The following is a 15,245-nucleotide window of genomic DNA, read 5'->3' as shown; positions in this document are numbered from 1 at the left end:
CCCTGATGGACTTTCAATCTCGCATTCTCAACCACTTCAATGCCAGCATTGACACCAAAACCTATGCCAGCGAGGTGCTACCACCGTTTATCGAAGTGGCCAGCCAAATGATGGTTCAGTGCCTGGTCAATGAAGGCAAGATCCTGGCCTGCGGCAATGGCGGCAGCGCAGGCGACAGCCAGCACTTCTCTTCAGAACTGCTCAACCGCTTCGAACGCGAGCGCCCCAGCCTGCCTGCGCTGGCGTTGACTACCGATACGTCGACGCTTACCTCCATCGCCAACGACTACAGCTACAACGAAGTATTTTCCAAACAGATTCGTGCGCTGGGGCAACCGGGCGATGTCCTGCTGGCCATCTCGACCAGCGGCAACTCAGCCAATATCGTGCAAGCCATCCAGGCCGCCCATGATCGCGACATGACGGTGGTGGCTCTGACAGGCCGTGACGGTGGCAACATGGCGTCGCTGCTCGGCCAGGACGACTGTGAAATTCGCGTCCCCGCCACCTCGACGGCTCGCATCCAGGAAGTCCACTTGCTGGTGATTCACTGCCTGTGTGATTTAATTGACGAACAGCTGTTTGGCGGCGCTGCCTGACAGCGCATTCAGGTCAACGGAATATATCGATAAAGGAGTCATCTCAATGGCCCTACGTTTTGCTTCTCGCTCCCTTCTGGTCGCTACGCTGTGCGGCGCGGTGCTGCTCAGCGGCTGTGCCAACAACAGCGGCTCCAACCCCTCCAACTACGGCCAGCGCAGCAGCGATGTCCAAGCCGTGGATGCCACCATCGAACGCGAAGCGGAGCGCTCCCTGTCACGCGCCGATGCTCGGCTGGGTGATGCGCGGATTCGCGCCCATAGCTACAACGGCACCCTGCTTCTGGTTGGGCAGGTACCCAGCGACGAGCTGAAAAGCATGGCAGGCAACGTGGCCTCCAACCTGCGCGGCGTCAATCAGCTGCACAACGAACTGACCATTGCCGCCAACCTGCCCGCCAGCCAGCGTCTGGCCGACACCTGGTTGACCACCAATGTCATCAGCCACCTTGCCACCAATGATCAGATCGACTCTTCCAAGCTGAAAGTCACCACCGAGAATGCCACCGTGTACCTGATGGGCATGGTCACTCGTGAGGAAGCCGACCGAATCGTCAATGCTGCGTCCGGCGTGGCCGGCATTCAGCGCATCGTCAAGGTCTTCGATTACCTGAACTGAGCTTCGTCCTGGCAACAAAAAGCCTCGCCAGCGTGACTGGCGAGGCTTTTTTAATATAACCATTTAGCCATAATCAGGCTAAAAGCCCGGCTACTTGACCACTCTGAGAGCCGGTTTCTTCTTGGGCTTTTCAGACGCAGTCGATGCATCCGACGCCTCTTTGGAAGGTGCTTCCGTCAAGGTCAGCTCGGGTCGTGCAGCTTCATCAGCTGAGGACTCCTCACCCCCCTCTAGCTCGTCGGCATCCAGTTCCGGCTCATGGCCAAAGACCATGCCTGCCCCGTTTTCACGAGCGTAGATAGCGATCAACGCAGGGATGGGGATCATCACCTGCATGGGCTGACCCCCAAAGCGAGCGCTGAAACCAATTGCCTGGTTCTCCATGAACAGATCGCGTACCGCCGTTGGCGCGGCATTGAGTACGATCTGACCGTTCTGAACGAACTGGCGCGGCACTTCTACGCCCGGCTGCGTAGCATCCACCACCAGGTAAGGCGTTAGGTCGTTATCCAGAAGCCATTCGTACAAGGCTCGGGCGAGATAGGGACGGCTCGACTTCATAAGTCTCCCTCCTCCTGACAAGTGAGGCCCCTGCCCATCAGGCTAGGGGCCATATGAATTCAGGCGCGCATCTCTTTTTCACGCTCGTTCAAGGAGGCCTTGAACGCTTCACGCTCGAATACGCGCGACATGTAGTTCAGCAGCGGCTTCACCTGCTTCTCCGGCAGCTCGATATTGAGCTCGGGCAGACGCCAAAGGATGGGCGCCAGACAGCAATCCACCAGCGTAAACTCTTCGCTCATGAAATACGGCATATCTTCGAAGATGGGCGAAATGCCGATCAGGCTTTCGCGCAGCTCTTTACGCGCCTTGTCTGCCTCTTTCTTGCCACCCGTGCGGATCAGCTCGAGCATCGGGCACCATTCGCGTTCGATACGGTGCATCCACAGCCGACTTTGAGCACGTGCCACTGGGTAGACGGGCAACAGCGGCGGATGAGGAAAGCGCTCATCCAGATACTCCATCATGACCTTGGACTCATAGAGCACCAGATCACGATCCAGCAGCGTGGGAACACTGTTGTACGGGTTGAGGTCCGCTAACTCTTCAGGTGGCTGTTCCTCAGCAACATCGACGATATCGACCGCCACTCCCTTTTCAGCCAGAACAATGCGTACACGATGACTGAAATGATCATCATTACCTGAGTAAAAGATCATTGACGACCGCTTGGCCACAACACCCATGAAAGCATCCTCGCATCAAAACAATAGACGATAGTAACACGCCCGCCGCCTTTTATGGTAAAGCGACGCAAAGCCCCTGGGGGCACATAAACAAACAAAGGGCGCACGGCTTTCGCCGTGCGCCCCGCCCACCAAGCATAGGCTAATGCTTAGTGAACATCCCGCCAGTACTCACGCTTGAGCAGGTAGGCGATCACACCAAAGATAAAGATGAAGATCAGCACCTTGGGCGCCAGTGCCTGAGCCTGCAGCTTGGAAGGCTCACCGACGTAGGCCAGGAAGTTGGTCAGGTCATAGACGGCTTCCTCGAACTCGGCAGGCTCCATGGAACCTGGCTGAGTGACTTGCAGCACTTCACAAGACTGGTACTTGCCAGACAGCGGGTCGGGCGACTGCCCTGCTACCGGCTGGTCGGTTTCCGAGCAGACCATCTCCTGAACACCCTGCAGCGGCTCCAGCACGTTGGGCATGGCCACCAGATCAAATACCGCGTTATTGACGCCCAGTGGACGGCTCGGGTCACGGTAGAAGCTCAGCAGGTAGGAGTAGATCCAGTCGGGACCGCGCAGACGACCATGCAGCGTCAGATCGGGCGGCGCAGCGCCGAACCAGCTTTCACCATCTTCCGGCAGCATGGCGATGTGCATCAGGTCGTTGTAACCCAGCGATGAAGAGAAAATCAGGTTCTCTTCGACCAGGTCCTGCGGCATGCCCAGATCATTTGCTGCACGGGAGAAGCGCTGATGCTCCAGCGAGTGACATCCCATGCAGTAGTTGACGTAGAGCTGCATACCACGCTGCAGAGACTCCTGGTCACGCAGATCCGGCGTCATGGAGTAAGGCACGTCGGGCCCTGGCGCTGCGACCGCCATCAAAGGCAGCAGCGCGAACATCAGTGCGAACAGTTGCTTTTTCATTAGCCAGTCACCCTTTCAGGAACGGGTTTAGTCTTCTCGATACTGGTGTACACCGGCATCAGAATGAAGAAGGCGAAGTAGAGCACCGTACAGATCTGGGCCACCAGCGTACGCAGCGGAGTCGCCGGAATGGCACCCAGAACACCCAGGATCACAAAGCTGATCGCAAAGATGATGAGCGCAATACGTGACAACCAGCCTTTGTAACGCATGGACTTGACCGGGCTACGATCCAACCAGGGCAGTACGAACAGAATGGCGATGGCGCCACCCATGGCCAGCACGCCCAGGAACTCGGCACGCAATCCCAGGAAGTCGAAGGTAATGGCCCGCAAGATGGCATAGAACGGCGTGAAGTACCACACCGGCGCAATGTGATCAGGCGTTACCATCGGGTTGGCTGGCTCGAAGTTGGGACGCTCGATGAAGTAACCACCCCCTTCCGGGAAGTAGAACAGCACCACCGCAAAGACGAACAGGAAGACCGCCACACCCACCAGATCCTTCACGGTGTAGTACGGATGGAAAGGAATGCCATCCAGCGGTTTGCCGGTTTCGTCTTTCTTATCCTTGATCTCGATGCCATCAGGGTTGTTGGAGCCAACTTCATGCAGGGCAATGATATGCAGCACGACCAGCGCCAGAATCACGATAGGCAGCGCCACCACATGCAGGGCAAAGAAGCGGTTCAACGTGATACCGGAAATCAGGAAGTCACCGCGGATCCACTGCGCCAGATCCGGGCCAATGCCGGGAATGGTCGCGAACAGCGAGATGATGACCTGAGCACCCCAGTAGGACATCTGACCCCAGGGCAATAGATAACCCATGAAGGCCTCTGCCATCAGCAGCAGATAGATGGCCATGCCGAAGATCCAGACCAGCTCACGCGGAGCCTTGTAAGATCCGTACATCAATGCACGGAACATATGCATGTAAATGACGACAAAGAAAGCAGAGGCGCCAGTCGAGTGCATATAGCGGATGATCCAGCCGTACTCGACGTCACGCATGATGTACTCAACGGAGCGGAAAGCGCCTTCCGCCGTGGGGTTGTAGCTCATGGTCAGCCAGACACCGGTCAGAATCTGGTTGACCAGCACCAGCAACGCCAATACACCAAAGATGTAGAGGAAGTTGAAGTTCTTCGGTGCGTAGTACTTGGTGAGGTGGTCTTGCATCATTTGCGTTGCGGGGAAGCGGTCGTCCACCCAGCGCATGATGCCGCGTTCAGCCTTGACTCGATTAGGATTACCCATTACGCGGCCTCCTCGTCTTCACCAACGATGATGTCCTCACCCTCGAAACGATAGGGCGGCACTTCAAGGTTGGTGGGTGCAGGTACGTTATTGAAGACGCGTCCGGCGAGATCGAAGTACGAACCATGGCAAGGACAGAAGAAACCGCCCGGCCAGTTGTCTGTGACTGCGGCCTCGGGCTCGGGACGGTACAGCGGAGAACAACCCAGGTGGGTACATACACCAACCATGACACCGACCTCGGGGCGCACAGAGCGCAACGGACCGGTGATATAAGCAGGCTGCTGCTCCTCCTCGGAATCCGGGTCCCGCAAGCGAGACGGGTCCAGACTCTCTGTACGCTCAATCATCTCAGGCGTACGGTTGATGATCCATACCGGCCGCCCGCGCCACTCGATGGTGACACGCTGCCCCGGTTCGAGCTTGGAAAAGTTAGCTCGAACCGGCGCACCGGCCGCCAACGCACTGGCACTAGGCTGCCAGGATGCCACAAAGGGGACCGCAACCCCGACAGCGCCCACCGCCCCCACAACGGAGGTGGCGCCCACGAGGAAACGGCGCCGGCCTTTGTTTACGCCGTTATCTGCCATTTCTGGTTTCTCCCATCAGCTTACCCGTTTCGCCGCAAAGGCGTCTTGCGGCGACGAATATCAAATACGCTCTATGTTAAAAAAACAAAGCGCTCTGCACAAGAACAACCGCCCCGGACCATGGTGGTACAGGTACTATAATTTTTTGATATTCCAATAAAAAACGCCCAGGTCCTGGACCTGGGCGTTTTTGCCGCATAGCGTAAAATTAACGCTTGGAGAACTGCGGACGACGACGCGCCTTGCGCAGACCGACTTTCTTACGCTCTACCTGACGTGCGTCACGGGTGACGTAGCCAGCGGCGCGCAGAGTCGGGCGCAGGTCTTCGTTGTAGTTCATCAGAGCACGCGTGATGCCGTGACGGATGGCGCCAGCTTGTGAAGAGCCACCACCACCTTCGACGGTCACATACACGTCGAACTGGTTGAGAGTCTCGGTCAGCTCGAGGGGCTGACGAACAACCATGCGACCGGTAACGCGACCGAAGTACTCGTCGAGCTCACGGTTGTTGACGGTGATTTTGCCGGAGCCCGGCTTCAGGAACACACGAGCGGTGGAAGTCTTGCGGCGCCCGGTACCGTAATACTGCTGTGTCATGGCGAAGATTTCCTCAGATGTTCAGTTCAAGCGGCTGCTGGGCAGCATGCGGATGCTCGGCACCGGCGTACACTTTCAACTTGGAATACATGGCGCGACCCAGCGGGCCTTTCGGCAGCATGCCCTTGACAGCAGACTCGATGATGCGCTCGGGAGCGTGATCCAGCATCTTGTCGAAGGTCATGGAGCGCAGACCGCCCGGGTAGCCAGTGTGGCGGTAGTAGGTCTTGGCCTTCGCCTTGTTACCGGTCACCTGGACTTTCTCGGCATTGATGACAACGATGTAGTCGCCGGTATCAACGTGAGGGGTAAATTCGGGCTTATGCTTGCCACGCAGGCGGCGAGCAATCTCGGTTGCCAGACGACCGAGCGTTTTGTCCGTAGCGTCGACAACATACCAGTCGCGCTGGACGGACTGCGGCTTAGCACTGAACGTCTTCATGGATGAAATCACCAGATTAAGTGTGTTGGGTAGCTAACGCTATACAGTAGCGAAGCACCATCCCTATTCTTTTTGGTTGCAGCCAGAAAACAGCTACAACGTACAGCGAGGCGGCATTCTACAGTAAGAGAGTGGACAAGTTAAGTGCCATCTTTACTTTTCTCGCACGCCCCTGGCATCGCACTCAGGCAACAGAGGCGCTCAGGGTTTGTGCGGCAGCGCCAGATACTCCCGCGACTGCATCTCCTGCAAGCGCGACAGCGTCCGCTGAAATTCAAACGTTAGCTTGCCATCACTGTAAAGCGACTCGACGGGCACTTCTGCCGACATCAAGAGCTTGACGCCCCGATCATAAAACTCGTCCACCATATTGATGAAGCGGCGCGCCTGATCGTCGCTCTTGGCATCCATGCGCGGCACATTGGCCACCAGCACGCTATGAAACTCTCGAGCAAGCTCGATATAGTCGTTCTGGCTACGCGGCCCATCGCACAGTTCGGCAAATTCGAACCAGACGACATCCTCATGAAGTCGACGCGTCTTCAATACTCGATGGTTGATTTCCAGCGGCGCGCCCTCTTCTCCCGCATGACCGGCAATCTCCTTGAAGCTGCGCGCCAGCTCCTGGTCGGCAGCCTCATCCAGCGGCGCATGGAAGATCTCCGCACGCTCCAGCGCCCGTAACCGATAATCGATGCCGGAGTCTACATTCACGACGTCACAGTGGCGATTGACCAGTTCGATGGCGGGCAGGAACCGAGCGCGCTGCAGACCATCCTTGTAGAGATCGTCGGGCACGATATTGGAGGTCGCCACCAGCACGACACCACGCTCGAACAGCGCCTCCATGAGATTGGCCAGGATCATGGCATCCGTGATGTCCTTGACGAAAAATTCGTCGAAGCAGATCACCCTGGCTTCGGTTGCAAACTTGCCGGCAATCAGCGTCAGCGGGTTCTTCTCGCCCTTGTAGTGCGTCAGCTCGTTATGCACCCGCTGCATGAACCGATGAAAGTGCGTGCGCATTTTTTCAGGGAAGGGCAAGGCGTCATAAAACGTATCCACCAGGTAGGTCTTGCCACGTCCGACCCCACCCCAAAAGTAGAGCCCCTTCACCTGGGGCACCGGGGGCTTGTCTGGCTCGCTGCGCTTGCCCAGCAGCCCCGCCATCTTCGCCTTCAAGCCTTTACTGGCGACCACTGCTTTGGGCACGGTGGTGGTGGTCGACAGCAGGTCATCGTAAAGACGCTGAAGATGCTTGACCGCCTGCTCCTGAGCCGGGTCGTATTGAAAGTCACTGCGCGTCAAATCCTGCTGATAACGCTCCAGTGGCGTCAAGCGATGGGGGTGTTCAGACGCCTGACGTGCAGATACTGATGACATTAAAATGCTCCCGCAGCGCGTAGCCAGGCGTATGCATCGACGCGCACCTGCACATCCGCCGAGCACCGGCCTGACCGATAAAAAGAGCCTAATTATACGCCGACTGAGCGCTAAGCGCATGAGCGGATTGACCCAACCAGCCGTGACGCGCCTATAATGGGGCTGACCATGCAGCCATGCGATCGGTGACGCCATGCCATCGATGACATGGCGCGCACCACTATCAGGGAGAATACCGTGGAAGCAAGCTCGCCAATCATTTTTGCCGTTGTAGGTCTCGTCGTTGGCTTTCTCATTGGCCTTGCCTGCTATCGCCTGTTCAGCAAGAGCGAGAAAGACATGGCTGCGCTGAAGCAAACGCTACTGGAGCGCGAGCACAAGATCGCGGAACTTAAACAAGCCATGGGCAGCAGCCTGACGGGCATCCAGCAACGTCTTGACAGCATTCGTCAGGAGGCGGACCAAATCGAAGCCCAGATCGCCGACGAGGCGGCTCAATGGCAGCTCACCAGCGTCAAGGCCTCCCATCACAAAGCAGCGGCCACGGCAGAAAACGATGCCGACCTTGCCATGCCCCGCGATTACGCGGCTGGCAAGAACGGCACGCTTTCCGAAGACTTCGGGCTGAAAGAGCATCAGAAATCAGACAGCGATACGCTTGCGCAACCCCCACGCTACTGATCTACGCTCACCAGGGCGCCCCTGAGCGCCCTGGTCGCACGTCACTTTTCTCCGAGTCAGGCCGGGTTGTCGATATCCACGAAACGATGCTCGACATCGAACTGGCTCGCCAACCACTCGCCCAAGGCCTGCACCCCGTAACGCTCGGTAGCATGGTGCCCTGCCGCGATGTAATGAATACCCAGCTCACGCGCCAGGTGCGTAGTGCGTTCGGAAATCTCCCCTGACACGAATACCTGAGCACCTGCTTGGTGGGCAGCCGTGATCATGTCCTGGGCCCCACCCGTGCACCAGGCAATTCGCTCCACTGGCCCCGCCAGCGGCGCCTCGACGACCAGCGCCTGACGCTGAAGGGCATGGCTCAACTGATCGGCCAACGTGGTCAGCGGCTGCGGCGTCACCAGACGCCCGGACCACAGCAACCCTTCGCCCAGCTCGCCGTCCAGACACCCCTCGACCTTCCATCCCAGGCGCCGCGCCAATTCGGCGTTATTGCCCAGCTCTGCATGGGCATCCAGCGGCAGGTGATACGCCAGCAAACTCATGTCGTGGTCCATCAGCGTCTTGATGCGCTTCTGCTTCATCCCGGTAATCGCTACTGGCTCGTTCTTCCAAAAATAGCCGTGATGTACCAGCACCATATCCGCCTGCCAGGCCACCGCCTCGTCGAGCAACGCCTGGCAGGCCGTCACGCCGGTCATGACCCGCCGAACCGTCTCTCGCCCCTCGACTTGCAGGCCATTGATGGTGTAATCCTTGAATTGACCAGCGCGGAGCTGGTGGTCACATGCAGCGACGAGTTGATCGCGATGGTTCACGTGGTCTCCTTAATTGTTGCCACTGCCCCGTGGGGAAGCGAGGCGTTAAGTGTTACCATAACCTCCATTGTAAACTCGCTGCACGTTATCGCGAACCTCGCGACCTGCTGAAGACCGCCATCCGCTGAGGAATGCTTGCATGCACCGCCTTGTGCTGCCCTATCTCTGGCCCATTACCACGGGCCTTCTGCTGGCCGCAGTCATTCTGCTGGCCTTCCCTCAACAGATTCCCAACCCGTTTCGTCAATCTCCCCCTGCCAGCGTAGAACCCCAGCCAGCGCTGGTCGCGACCAATAGCGAGTCGACGGCCAACCGGCCCGCCCCCGAAATACGCCAGGCCGCGCCACTTACGCGTAGCCAGGGGCCTGCCAGCTACGCCAACGCCGTCAACCAGGCCGCGCCAGCGGTGGTCAACATTTATTCGTCGCGCATCGTGTCGCGGGACCAGCACCCGCTGATGTCTGACCCGTTCTTCCAGCAATTTTTCGGCGGTGACGACGCCACGACCCACCAACGCATGCTGTCCAGCCTGGGTTCCGGGGTCATCGTCAGTGACGACGGCTATGTGCTTACCAATCATCACGTGATCAGCGGCGCCGACCAGATACAAGTGGCGCTGCGCGACGGCCGCGAAACACTGGCTCAAGTGATTGGCACCGACCCGGAAAGCGATCTGGCAGTGTTGCGCATTCAACTGGACAACCTACCTGTGATCGAACTGGCTGACTCGAAGGAAGTGGCCGTGGGCGATGTGGCGCTGGCAATAGGCAACCCCTTTGGGGTTGGCCAGACAGTGACCATGGGCATTATTAGCGCCACGGGGCGCAGCCACCTGGGGTTGAATGCCTATGAAGATTTCATCCAAACCGACGCGGCCATCAACCCGGGCAACTCAGGCGGAGCACTGGTCAACCCTGACGGTGCACTGGTAGGCATCAATACGGCGATCTTTTCACGCTCGGGAGGCTCACAGGGAATAGGCTTCGCCATTCCGGCCAACCTTGCCCACAGCATCCTCGACGAACTGGTCACCCGCGGCCGGGTGATTCGTGGCTGGCTGGGCATCGAGGCTCAGGCGCTATCGCGGGAACTGGCCGCCTCGTTTGGGTTACGTACTCCCCAAGGCGTCATCGTGGCCGGCGTGGTCAGCGGTGGGCCAGCAGCGGAGGCAGGGCTTCAGCCTGGCGATGTGCTGCTCTCCATCGATGACCAGGTGATCATGGATGCACGCGCCACCATGAGCGAGATTGCCTCCATCCCACCGGGCACCAGGCTACCGCTGACCATCGTGCGCAGCGGTGAGCGCATGGAGGTCACCCTGGAAGTGGGCGAGCGCCCCGTGCCCACCAATGCGACGTCCGAAGATCGGCAGAGCGGCTCCTGAAGCCGCTCCCCCATACCTTACTTGCTGCGAATACGATACTCGGCCGAGCGTGCATGGGCCGTCAGGTATTCGCCTCGGGCGAGGACCGACGCCACTTTGCCCAGTTCGGACGCTCCTTCAGGAGAGCAGTGAATGATCGAAGAGCGCTTCTGGAAGTCATAAACCCCCAGCGGTGACGAGAAGCGCGCCGTGCCGGACGTCGGCAGTACGTGATTGGGGCCCGCGCAGTAGTCACCCAGGGCCTCCGACGTATGACGCCCCATGAAGATGGCGCCTGCATGGCGGATCTCCTCTAGCCACGCCTCGGGCTCGGCCACGGAAAGCTCCAGGTGCTCCGGCGCTATGCGATTGATCATCTCGACGGCGTCGGCCGGGTGCTGACAGAGAATCAGCGCCCCCCGGCGCTTGAGCGAAGCACGCGCAATCTCCTCGCGCTCCAGCGTAGGCAGCAGTCGTTCGATGGAAGCCGCGACGGCATCCAGGTGCTCGGCGTGCCAACTGACCAGAATCGCCTGGGCATCTTCATCATGCTCAGCCTGGGAGAACAGATCCATGGCCAACCAATCAGGGTCGGTCTGCCCATCGGAGACCACCATGATTTCTGACGGCCCGGCAATCATGTCGATACCTACCTGCCCGAAGACCGCACGCTTGGCGGTGGCCACGTAAATATTGCCGGGGCCCACGATCTTGTCGACACGGGGTACGCTCTGGGTGCCATAAGCCAAGGCTGCAACTGCCTGCGCCCCACCGATGGTGAAGACATGATCGACACCGGCCAGGTGTGCCGCCGCCAGCACCAGATCGTTCAGCACACCGTCAGGGGTCGGCACCACCATGACGATCTCACGCACGCCAGCCACGTGGGCGGGTATCGCATTCATCAGCACCGAAGAAGGATAGGCCGCCTTGCCGCCCGGCACATAGATACCAGCGCGGTCCAGTGGCGTCACCTTTTGTCCCAGCACCGTGCCATCGGCCTCTTGATACTGCCAGGACTCCGGCTTCTGCCGCTCGTGGTAACGACGAATGCGCTCCGCTGCCACGGCCAGCGCTTCACGCTGTTCCGACGGCAGCCCCTCATACGCTGTTTTCAACTGCTCGGGCGACAGGCGCAATTGCTCCATGGAGTCGACGGCCAGCCGATCGAAGCGGTTGGTGGCATCGATGACGGCCTGATCACCGCGCTGTTTGACGTCCGCCAGTATTTCATCGACACGGGCCTGCACGGCGCTATCGGACACGCCCTCCCAGTCCAGCAGCGCATCCAGCTGACGGTGGAAGCCCGGCTCAGTGGTAGAGAGCCGAGCAATGGTGGCAGTGGTTGTCTCACTCATGGCGAACCTCGTGTCATTCGGCAGGCAGCAATTGACGTTGCTTTACGGCACTTTCCAAACGCGCCAGTAGCGGTTTGATACGATCATGCTTCATGGTCATGGCCGCCTTGTTAACTACCAGGCGGGTGCTGATATGGGCAATCAACTCCCTCGGCTCCATGCCGTTGGCACGCAGCGTATTGCCGGTATCGACGATATCGACGATCTCGTCGGCGAGGTTCATCAACGGCGCCAGCTCCATGGCGCCGTACAGCTTGATCACCTCTGCCTGAATGCCCTGCTCGGCGTAGTAGCGGCGCGCCACGTTGACGAATTTGGTCGCTACCCGGCGACGGGCTCGCGCCGGGGGCTGCCCGGTCACGCCTGCCGTCATCAGCTTGCAGCGGGCAATGTCCAGATCCAGCGGCTCGTACAGCCCCTCGGCACCATGCTCCAGCAGTACATCCTTGCCCGCCACGCCCACGTCGGCGGCCCCCAACTGTACATAGGTCGGTACATCGGTGGCGCGAATGATGACCAGCTTCACATCCGGCAGGTTGGTGTCGAACAGCAGCTTGCGACTCTTGCTCAGGTCTTCGGCGGGTGTAATACCCGCATCTGCCAACAGCGGCAGTGTCTCGTCCAGAATACGCCCTTTCGAGAGGGCCAGGATCAATTGCTTACTCATGGTGTAAGGCCAATGGTTGGTCACATGGCTTAGCCGGGGATGCGACGAATCTTCGCCCCCAGCAGCTGAAGTTTTTCCTCGATGCATTCATAGCCGCGATCAATATGGTAGATGCGGTCTACCAGCGTCTCGCCTTCGGCCATCATGGCCGCGATCACCAGAGACGCCGAGGCGCGCAAGTCCGTGGCCATGACCGGCGCACCGGACAGTTTGTCGACGCCCTTGATGAGGGCAGCGTTGCCCTCCAGCACGATATTGGCCCCCATGCGATTGAGCTCTTGCACGTGCATGAAACGGTTTTCGAAGATCGTCTCCACCACGCGAGAGTGCCCTTCTGCCACCGCATTCATGGCCACGAACTGCGCCTGCATGTCGGTGGGAAATGCCGGATAAGGCGCGGTACGAATATTGACGGCCTTGGGGCGCTTGCCATGCATATCCAGCGCGATCCAGTCGTCACCACTGGTGATCTCGGCACCGGCCTCTTCCAGCTTGGCCAGCACTGCCTCGAGGATATCGGCACGAGTACGCTTGACCTTGACGCGCCCACCGGTCATGGCAGCCGCCACCAGAAACGTTCCGGTTTCGATACGGTCCGGCATCACATCGTGTTCACAGCCGTGCAGGGAAGGCACCCCATCGATGATGATGGTATCGGTGCCATGCCCCCTGATCTTCGCGCCCATCTTGATCAGACACTCGGCAAGGTCCACGACCTCGGGCTCACGGGCAGCATTTTCAAGAACGGTACGGCCATCGGCCAGGGTCGCGGCCATCAGCAGGTTCTCGGTGCCCGTCACGGTCACCGTATCGAAGAAGATCGTCGCCCCCTTGAGGCGACCCTCTACGCGCGCACGAATATAGCCCGCCTCCACGTGGATTTCGGCACCCATGGCCTCCAGACCACGCAGATGCAGATCCACTGGGCGCGAACCAATGGCACACCCGCCAGGCAGCGAGACGTCGGCCTTGCCGAAGTGCGCCAACAACGGGCCCAGTACCAGAATCGAGGCGCGCATTTTCTTGACCAGCTCGTAAGGCGCATGGCACTGAGTCACTTGAGAGCCGTCCAACTGAATGCTCAGCTTCTCGCCCATGACGGGCTCGACGCCCATCCGGCCCAACAGCTCCAGCGTCGTGGTGATATCCTGCAAGTGCGGCAAATTGCCGATCACGACAGGGCCATCGGCCAACAGGCTGGCAGACAGAATGGGCAGCGCCGCGTTCTTGGCGCCACTGGCCCACACTTCTCCGTCAACGCAACCGTTGCCGGTAATAATCAGCTTATCCATGGGCAGGCCGTTACTCAGCACTTTGCGATGCAGTTTGCCACTGCGTCGGGGTAAACGTTTTGATGCTGATAGCGTGGAGGGCACCGGACGCGATTTCATCACTCAGCGCGGCGTAGACCAGCTGCTGGCGCTTTACGGGTGAAAGACCTTCAAAGGCTTCGCCAACCGCAATCACCTGAAAATTGCAGCCTTCTCCCTGGATGTGAAACTCACACCCATCGATGCGGGATTCAAGCAGTGCTTTGACCTCGTTGGGTTGCATAAGCCAGGAAACTCCTTTGGGGTCGAAAAGAATGTGCGGAAAAGCCACATGATAAAGAAAAGCATCACGCTTGGCGATGCTGGCGGCATGCCAAAGAGAAGATAGCAGCCCGCAGGCTGCTTTATGGAGAAGGATTACTGCACGGGGCTGTGCTGAGCTATCAAGGGCTCCAGCTCTGCCAGCGTCGCCAGACGCTGGAGCGGCGGCGATAGCACGATCGCGCTCACCGGCAACTGCCTGGCCTGGCTCGCTCGCAGCCACTCGAACATCACGCTCAAGGCAGCGCTACTGGCAACATCGACACCGCTGAAGTCGAACTGAACCGACGTGGAACGGGTGGTTCGCAGCCAGCTTACCCCCGCCGCCGCCACATCGGCGGCGGCGTTCATGCTCAAGTCACCGGACACCACCAACCCATCCGGTTGCTCGGCCAGCGAGACATTCGGGCGGTCGAGCAGCGTGCTCACGCATCGCCCCCTTGCTCCAGCTCTTCGACGCCGATGTCCGGCGACCAGCCACGAATGACCGCATCGTAATCGCGATTGTTTTCACGCATGGCCTGATCGAACTGATTGCGGAACGTGAGACCCAGGTTGATGCCATTGACGATCACGTTGACCACACGCCACTCACCATTGGCCAGCCGCAGGCTGTAGGTGACCGGGTAGACCTGGCCGTTGTTGGCCACCACTTCCATATCGACGCTGGCTTGATCTTCGTGACGCTGGGCACGCTGCTGACTCAACACACGCAGCTCATCGTAGTCGAAGGTCACCAGACCACGCGTGTAGGTATCGATCAGCGTCTGGCGGAAGACATCCGCAAAGCGGCTGCGCTGCTCTGGCGTAGCGTTGCGGAAGTAACTGCCCATGACGCTGGCGCCGATGTAACGGAAATCGGCAATATCATCCAGGCTATCGTTGACCAGTGCCTTCAGCTCATCGAGGTTATTGGCGTAATAGTCTTCACGCCCTTCGATTTGCGCCATGAATTCGTCGATGTTGTTGCGAATCATCTGTTCGGGCGATTGAGATTGCGCCTTGGCCAAGGCAGGCAAGGCCATCAACAGCATGGCAAGGGCAACCCACCGGGAAAAAATCACTGTCATTTTCTGCATCGTTACACCTCTATAATCTGGCACCATCACCAT

The 15,245-nt window shown here is 59.0% G+C and carries 19 protein-coding genes; 4 read left to right on the top strand and 15 right to left on the bottom strand.

The window, feature by feature from the left end; translation table 11 throughout:
- Positions 1-5 precede the first annotated feature (5 nt).
- Together CWI66_RS01960 and CWI66_RS01955 are read left to right on the top strand one after the other, a co-directional pair.
- Entirely contained in the window at positions 6-599 is a 594-nt protein-coding gene (locus CWI66_RS01960) for a phosphoheptose isomerase (protein WP_016913507.1), read from the top strand.
- 46 nt (positions 600-645) lie between these two features.
- On the top strand, positions 646-1,218 hold the full coding sequence (locus CWI66_RS01955) for a BON domain-containing protein (protein ID WP_016913506.1): 573 nt from the start codon (positions 646-648) through the stop codon (positions 1,216-1,218).
- A gap of 90 nt (positions 1,219-1,308) precedes the next feature.
- Here CWI66_RS01955 and CWI66_RS01950 read toward each other — a convergent pair whose 3' ends face one another.
- From CWI66_RS01950 to zapE, 8 genes are all read right to left on the bottom strand, one after another.
- Positions 1,309-1,779: a ClpXP protease specificity-enhancing factor gene (locus CWI66_RS01950; RefSeq protein ID WP_039177413.1), complete on the bottom strand. Its 471-nt coding sequence runs from the start codon at positions 1,777-1,779 to the stop codon at positions 1,309-1,311.
- Positions 1,780-1,838: 59 nt separating this feature from the next.
- Positions 1,839-2,465 carry a stringent starvation protein SspA gene (sspA, locus tag CWI66_RS01945; RefSeq protein ID WP_026001643.1) on the bottom strand — a complete coding sequence of 209 codons (627 nt, stop codon included), beginning with the start codon at positions 2,463-2,465 and terminating at the stop codon, positions 1,839-1,841.
- Positions 2,466-2,614: 149 nt separating this feature from the next.
- Positions 2,615-3,382 (bottom strand): cytochrome c1, encoded by a 768-nt coding sequence (locus CWI66_RS01940; protein ID WP_016913503.1) that lies wholly within the window; start codon positions 3,380-3,382, stop codon positions 2,615-2,617.
- Positions 3,382-4,641, bottom strand: coding sequence for a cytochrome b (locus CWI66_RS01935; protein WP_016913502.1), 1,260 nt, complete (start codon positions 4,639-4,641; stop codon positions 3,382-3,384). Before CWI66_RS01935 ends, CWI66_RS01940 begins: the two co-directional genes overlap by 1 nt.
- Positions 4,641-5,231, bottom strand: a complete 591-nt coding sequence (petA, locus tag CWI66_RS01930; protein WP_016913501.1) for a ubiquinol-cytochrome c reductase iron-sulfur subunit — start codon at positions 5,229-5,231, stop codon at positions 4,641-4,643. The genes CWI66_RS01935 and petA overlap by 1 nt, the downstream gene beginning before the upstream one ends.
- Before the next feature lie 208 nt (positions 5,232-5,439).
- Entirely contained in the window at positions 5,440-5,829 is a 390-nt protein-coding gene (gene rpsI / locus CWI66_RS01925; RefSeq protein ID WP_016913500.1) for a 30S ribosomal protein S9, read from the bottom strand.
- Positions 5,830-5,842: 13 nt separating this feature from the next.
- The gene (rplM, locus tag CWI66_RS01920; protein ID WP_016913499.1) at positions 5,843-6,271 is read right to left on the bottom strand and encodes a 50S ribosomal protein L13; all 429 of its coding nucleotides are present in this window, start codon (positions 6,269-6,271) and stop codon (positions 5,843-5,845) included.
- A gap of 201 nt (positions 6,272-6,472) precedes the next feature.
- Entirely contained in the window at positions 6,473-7,654 is a 1,182-nt protein-coding gene (gene zapE, locus CWI66_RS01915; RefSeq protein ID WP_016913498.1) for a cell division protein ZapE, read from the bottom strand.
- Positions 7,655-7,891: 237 nt separating this feature from the next.
- On the opposite strand from zapE, the gene CWI66_RS01910 reads away from it, so the two are divergent.
- Positions 7,892-8,335, top strand: a complete 444-nt coding sequence (locus CWI66_RS01910) for a ZapG family protein (protein WP_081194160.1) — start codon at positions 7,892-7,894, stop codon at positions 8,333-8,335.
- Between the two features lie 56 nt (positions 8,336-8,391).
- Here CWI66_RS01910 and CWI66_RS01905 read toward each other — a convergent pair whose 3' ends face one another.
- Positions 8,392-9,153 carry a Nif3-like dinuclear metal center hexameric protein gene (locus tag CWI66_RS01905; protein WP_100730782.1) on the bottom strand — a complete coding sequence of 254 codons (762 nt, stop codon included), beginning with the start codon at positions 9,151-9,153 and terminating at the stop codon, positions 8,392-8,394.
- A gap of 139 nt (positions 9,154-9,292) precedes the next feature.
- Between CWI66_RS01905 and CWI66_RS01900 the strand changes: the two genes are divergently transcribed.
- Positions 9,293-10,537 carry a Do family serine endopeptidase gene (locus CWI66_RS01900; RefSeq protein WP_016913495.1) on the top strand — a complete coding sequence of 415 codons (1,245 nt, stop codon included), beginning with the start codon at positions 9,293-9,295 and terminating at the stop codon, positions 10,535-10,537.
- Positions 10,538-10,554: 17 nt separating this feature from the next.
- On the opposite strand, the gene hisD is transcribed toward CWI66_RS01900, so the two are convergent.
- The 6 genes from hisD to CWI66_RS01870 all read right to left on the bottom strand — a co-directional run bounded on the left by hisD (position 10,555) and on the right by CWI66_RS01870 (position 15,212).
- Entirely contained in the window at positions 10,555-11,874 is a 1,320-nt protein-coding gene (gene hisD, locus CWI66_RS01895; RefSeq protein ID WP_081137025.1) for a histidinol dehydrogenase, read from the bottom strand.
- A 13-nt stretch (positions 11,875-11,887) separates the two neighbouring features.
- The gene (hisG, locus tag CWI66_RS01890) at positions 11,888-12,541 is read right to left on the bottom strand and encodes an ATP phosphoribosyltransferase (RefSeq protein WP_026001641.1); all 654 of its coding nucleotides are present in this window, start codon (positions 12,539-12,541) and stop codon (positions 11,888-11,890) included.
- A gap of 29 nt (positions 12,542-12,570) precedes the next feature.
- Positions 12,571-13,833: a UDP-N-acetylglucosamine 1-carboxyvinyltransferase gene (murA, locus tag CWI66_RS01885; protein WP_100730781.1), complete on the bottom strand. Its 1,263-nt coding sequence runs from the start codon at positions 13,831-13,833 to the stop codon at positions 12,571-12,573.
- A gap of 10 nt (positions 13,834-13,843) precedes the next feature.
- Positions 13,844-14,095, bottom strand: a complete 252-nt coding sequence (locus tag CWI66_RS01880; protein ID WP_016913491.1) for a BolA family protein — start codon at positions 14,093-14,095, stop codon at positions 13,844-13,846.
- A 134-nt stretch (positions 14,096-14,229) separates the two neighbouring features.
- Positions 14,230-14,562, bottom strand: coding sequence for an STAS domain-containing protein (locus CWI66_RS01875; protein WP_016913490.1), 333 nt, complete (start codon positions 14,560-14,562; stop codon positions 14,230-14,232).
- On the bottom strand, positions 14,559-15,212 hold the full coding sequence (locus CWI66_RS01870) for an MlaC/ttg2D family ABC transporter substrate-binding protein (RefSeq protein WP_016913489.1): 654 nt from the start codon (positions 15,210-15,212) through the stop codon (positions 14,559-14,561). Before CWI66_RS01870 ends, CWI66_RS01875 begins: the two co-directional genes overlap by 4 nt.
- Positions 15,213-15,245: the final 33 nt, after the last annotated feature.

The organism is Halomonas sp. 141, from assembly GCF_002810305.1.
Taxonomy (GTDB): domain Bacteria; phylum Pseudomonadota; class Gammaproteobacteria; order Pseudomonadales; family Halomonadaceae; genus Vreelandella; species Vreelandella stevensii.
The sequence above is the reverse complement of the archived record's forward strand: the minus strand, read 5'-3'. Positions and strand labels throughout refer to the sequence as shown.

Bases quoted from the DNA above. Each gene is read 5' to 3' on its own strand.
- rpsI (WP_016913500.1), bottom strand. From the start codon at position 5,829: ATGACACAGCAGTATTACGGTACCGGGCGCCGCAAGACTTCCACCGCT.
- rplM (WP_016913499.1), bottom strand. From the start codon at position 6,271: ATGAAGACGTTCAGTGCTAAGCCGCAGTCCGTCCAGCGCGACTGGTAT.
- hisD (WP_081137025.1), bottom strand. From the start codon at position 11,874: ATGAGTGAGACAACCACTGCCACCATTGCTCGGCTCTCTACCACTGAG.
- murA (WP_100730781.1), bottom strand. From the start codon at position 13,833: ATGGATAAGCTGATTATTACCGGCAACGGTTGCGTTGACGGAGAAGTG.
- CWI66_RS01960 (WP_016913507.1), top strand. From the start codon at position 6: ATGGACTTTCAATCTCGCATTCTCAACCACTTCAATGCCAGCATTGAC.
- CWI66_RS01870 (WP_016913489.1), bottom strand. From the start codon at position 15,212: ATGCAGAAAATGACAGTGATTTTTTCCCGGTGGGTTGCCCTTGCCATG.
- CWI66_RS01900 (WP_016913495.1), top strand. From the start codon at position 9,293: ATGCACCGCCTTGTGCTGCCCTATCTCTGGCCCATTACCACGGGCCTT.
- CWI66_RS01880 (WP_016913491.1), bottom strand. From the start codon at position 14,095: ATGCAACCCAACGAGGTCAAAGCACTGCTTGAATCCCGCATCGATGGG.
- sspA (WP_026001643.1), bottom strand. From the start codon at position 2,465: ATGGGTGTTGTGGCCAAGCGGTCGTCAATGATCTTTTACTCAGGTAAT.
- petA (WP_016913501.1), bottom strand. From the start codon at position 5,231: ATGGCAGATAACGGCGTAAACAAAGGCCGGCGCCGTTTCCTCGTGGGC.
- CWI66_RS01935 (WP_016913502.1), bottom strand. From the start codon at position 4,641: ATGGGTAATCCTAATCGAGTCAAGGCTGAACGCGGCATCATGCGCTGG.
- CWI66_RS01955 (WP_016913506.1), top strand. From the start codon at position 646: ATGGCCCTACGTTTTGCTTCTCGCTCCCTTCTGGTCGCTACGCTGTGC.
- CWI66_RS01940 (WP_016913503.1), bottom strand. From the start codon at position 3,382: ATGAAAAAGCAACTGTTCGCACTGATGTTCGCGCTGCTGCCTTTGATG.
- CWI66_RS01950 (WP_039177413.1), bottom strand. From the start codon at position 1,779: ATGAAGTCGAGCCGTCCCTATCTCGCCCGAGCCTTGTACGAATGGCTT.
- zapE (WP_016913498.1), bottom strand. From the start codon at position 7,654: ATGTCATCAGTATCTGCACGTCAGGCGTCTGAACACCCCCATCGCTTG.
- hisG (WP_026001641.1), bottom strand. From the start codon at position 12,541: ATGAGTAAGCAATTGATCCTGGCCCTCTCGAAAGGGCGTATTCTGGAC.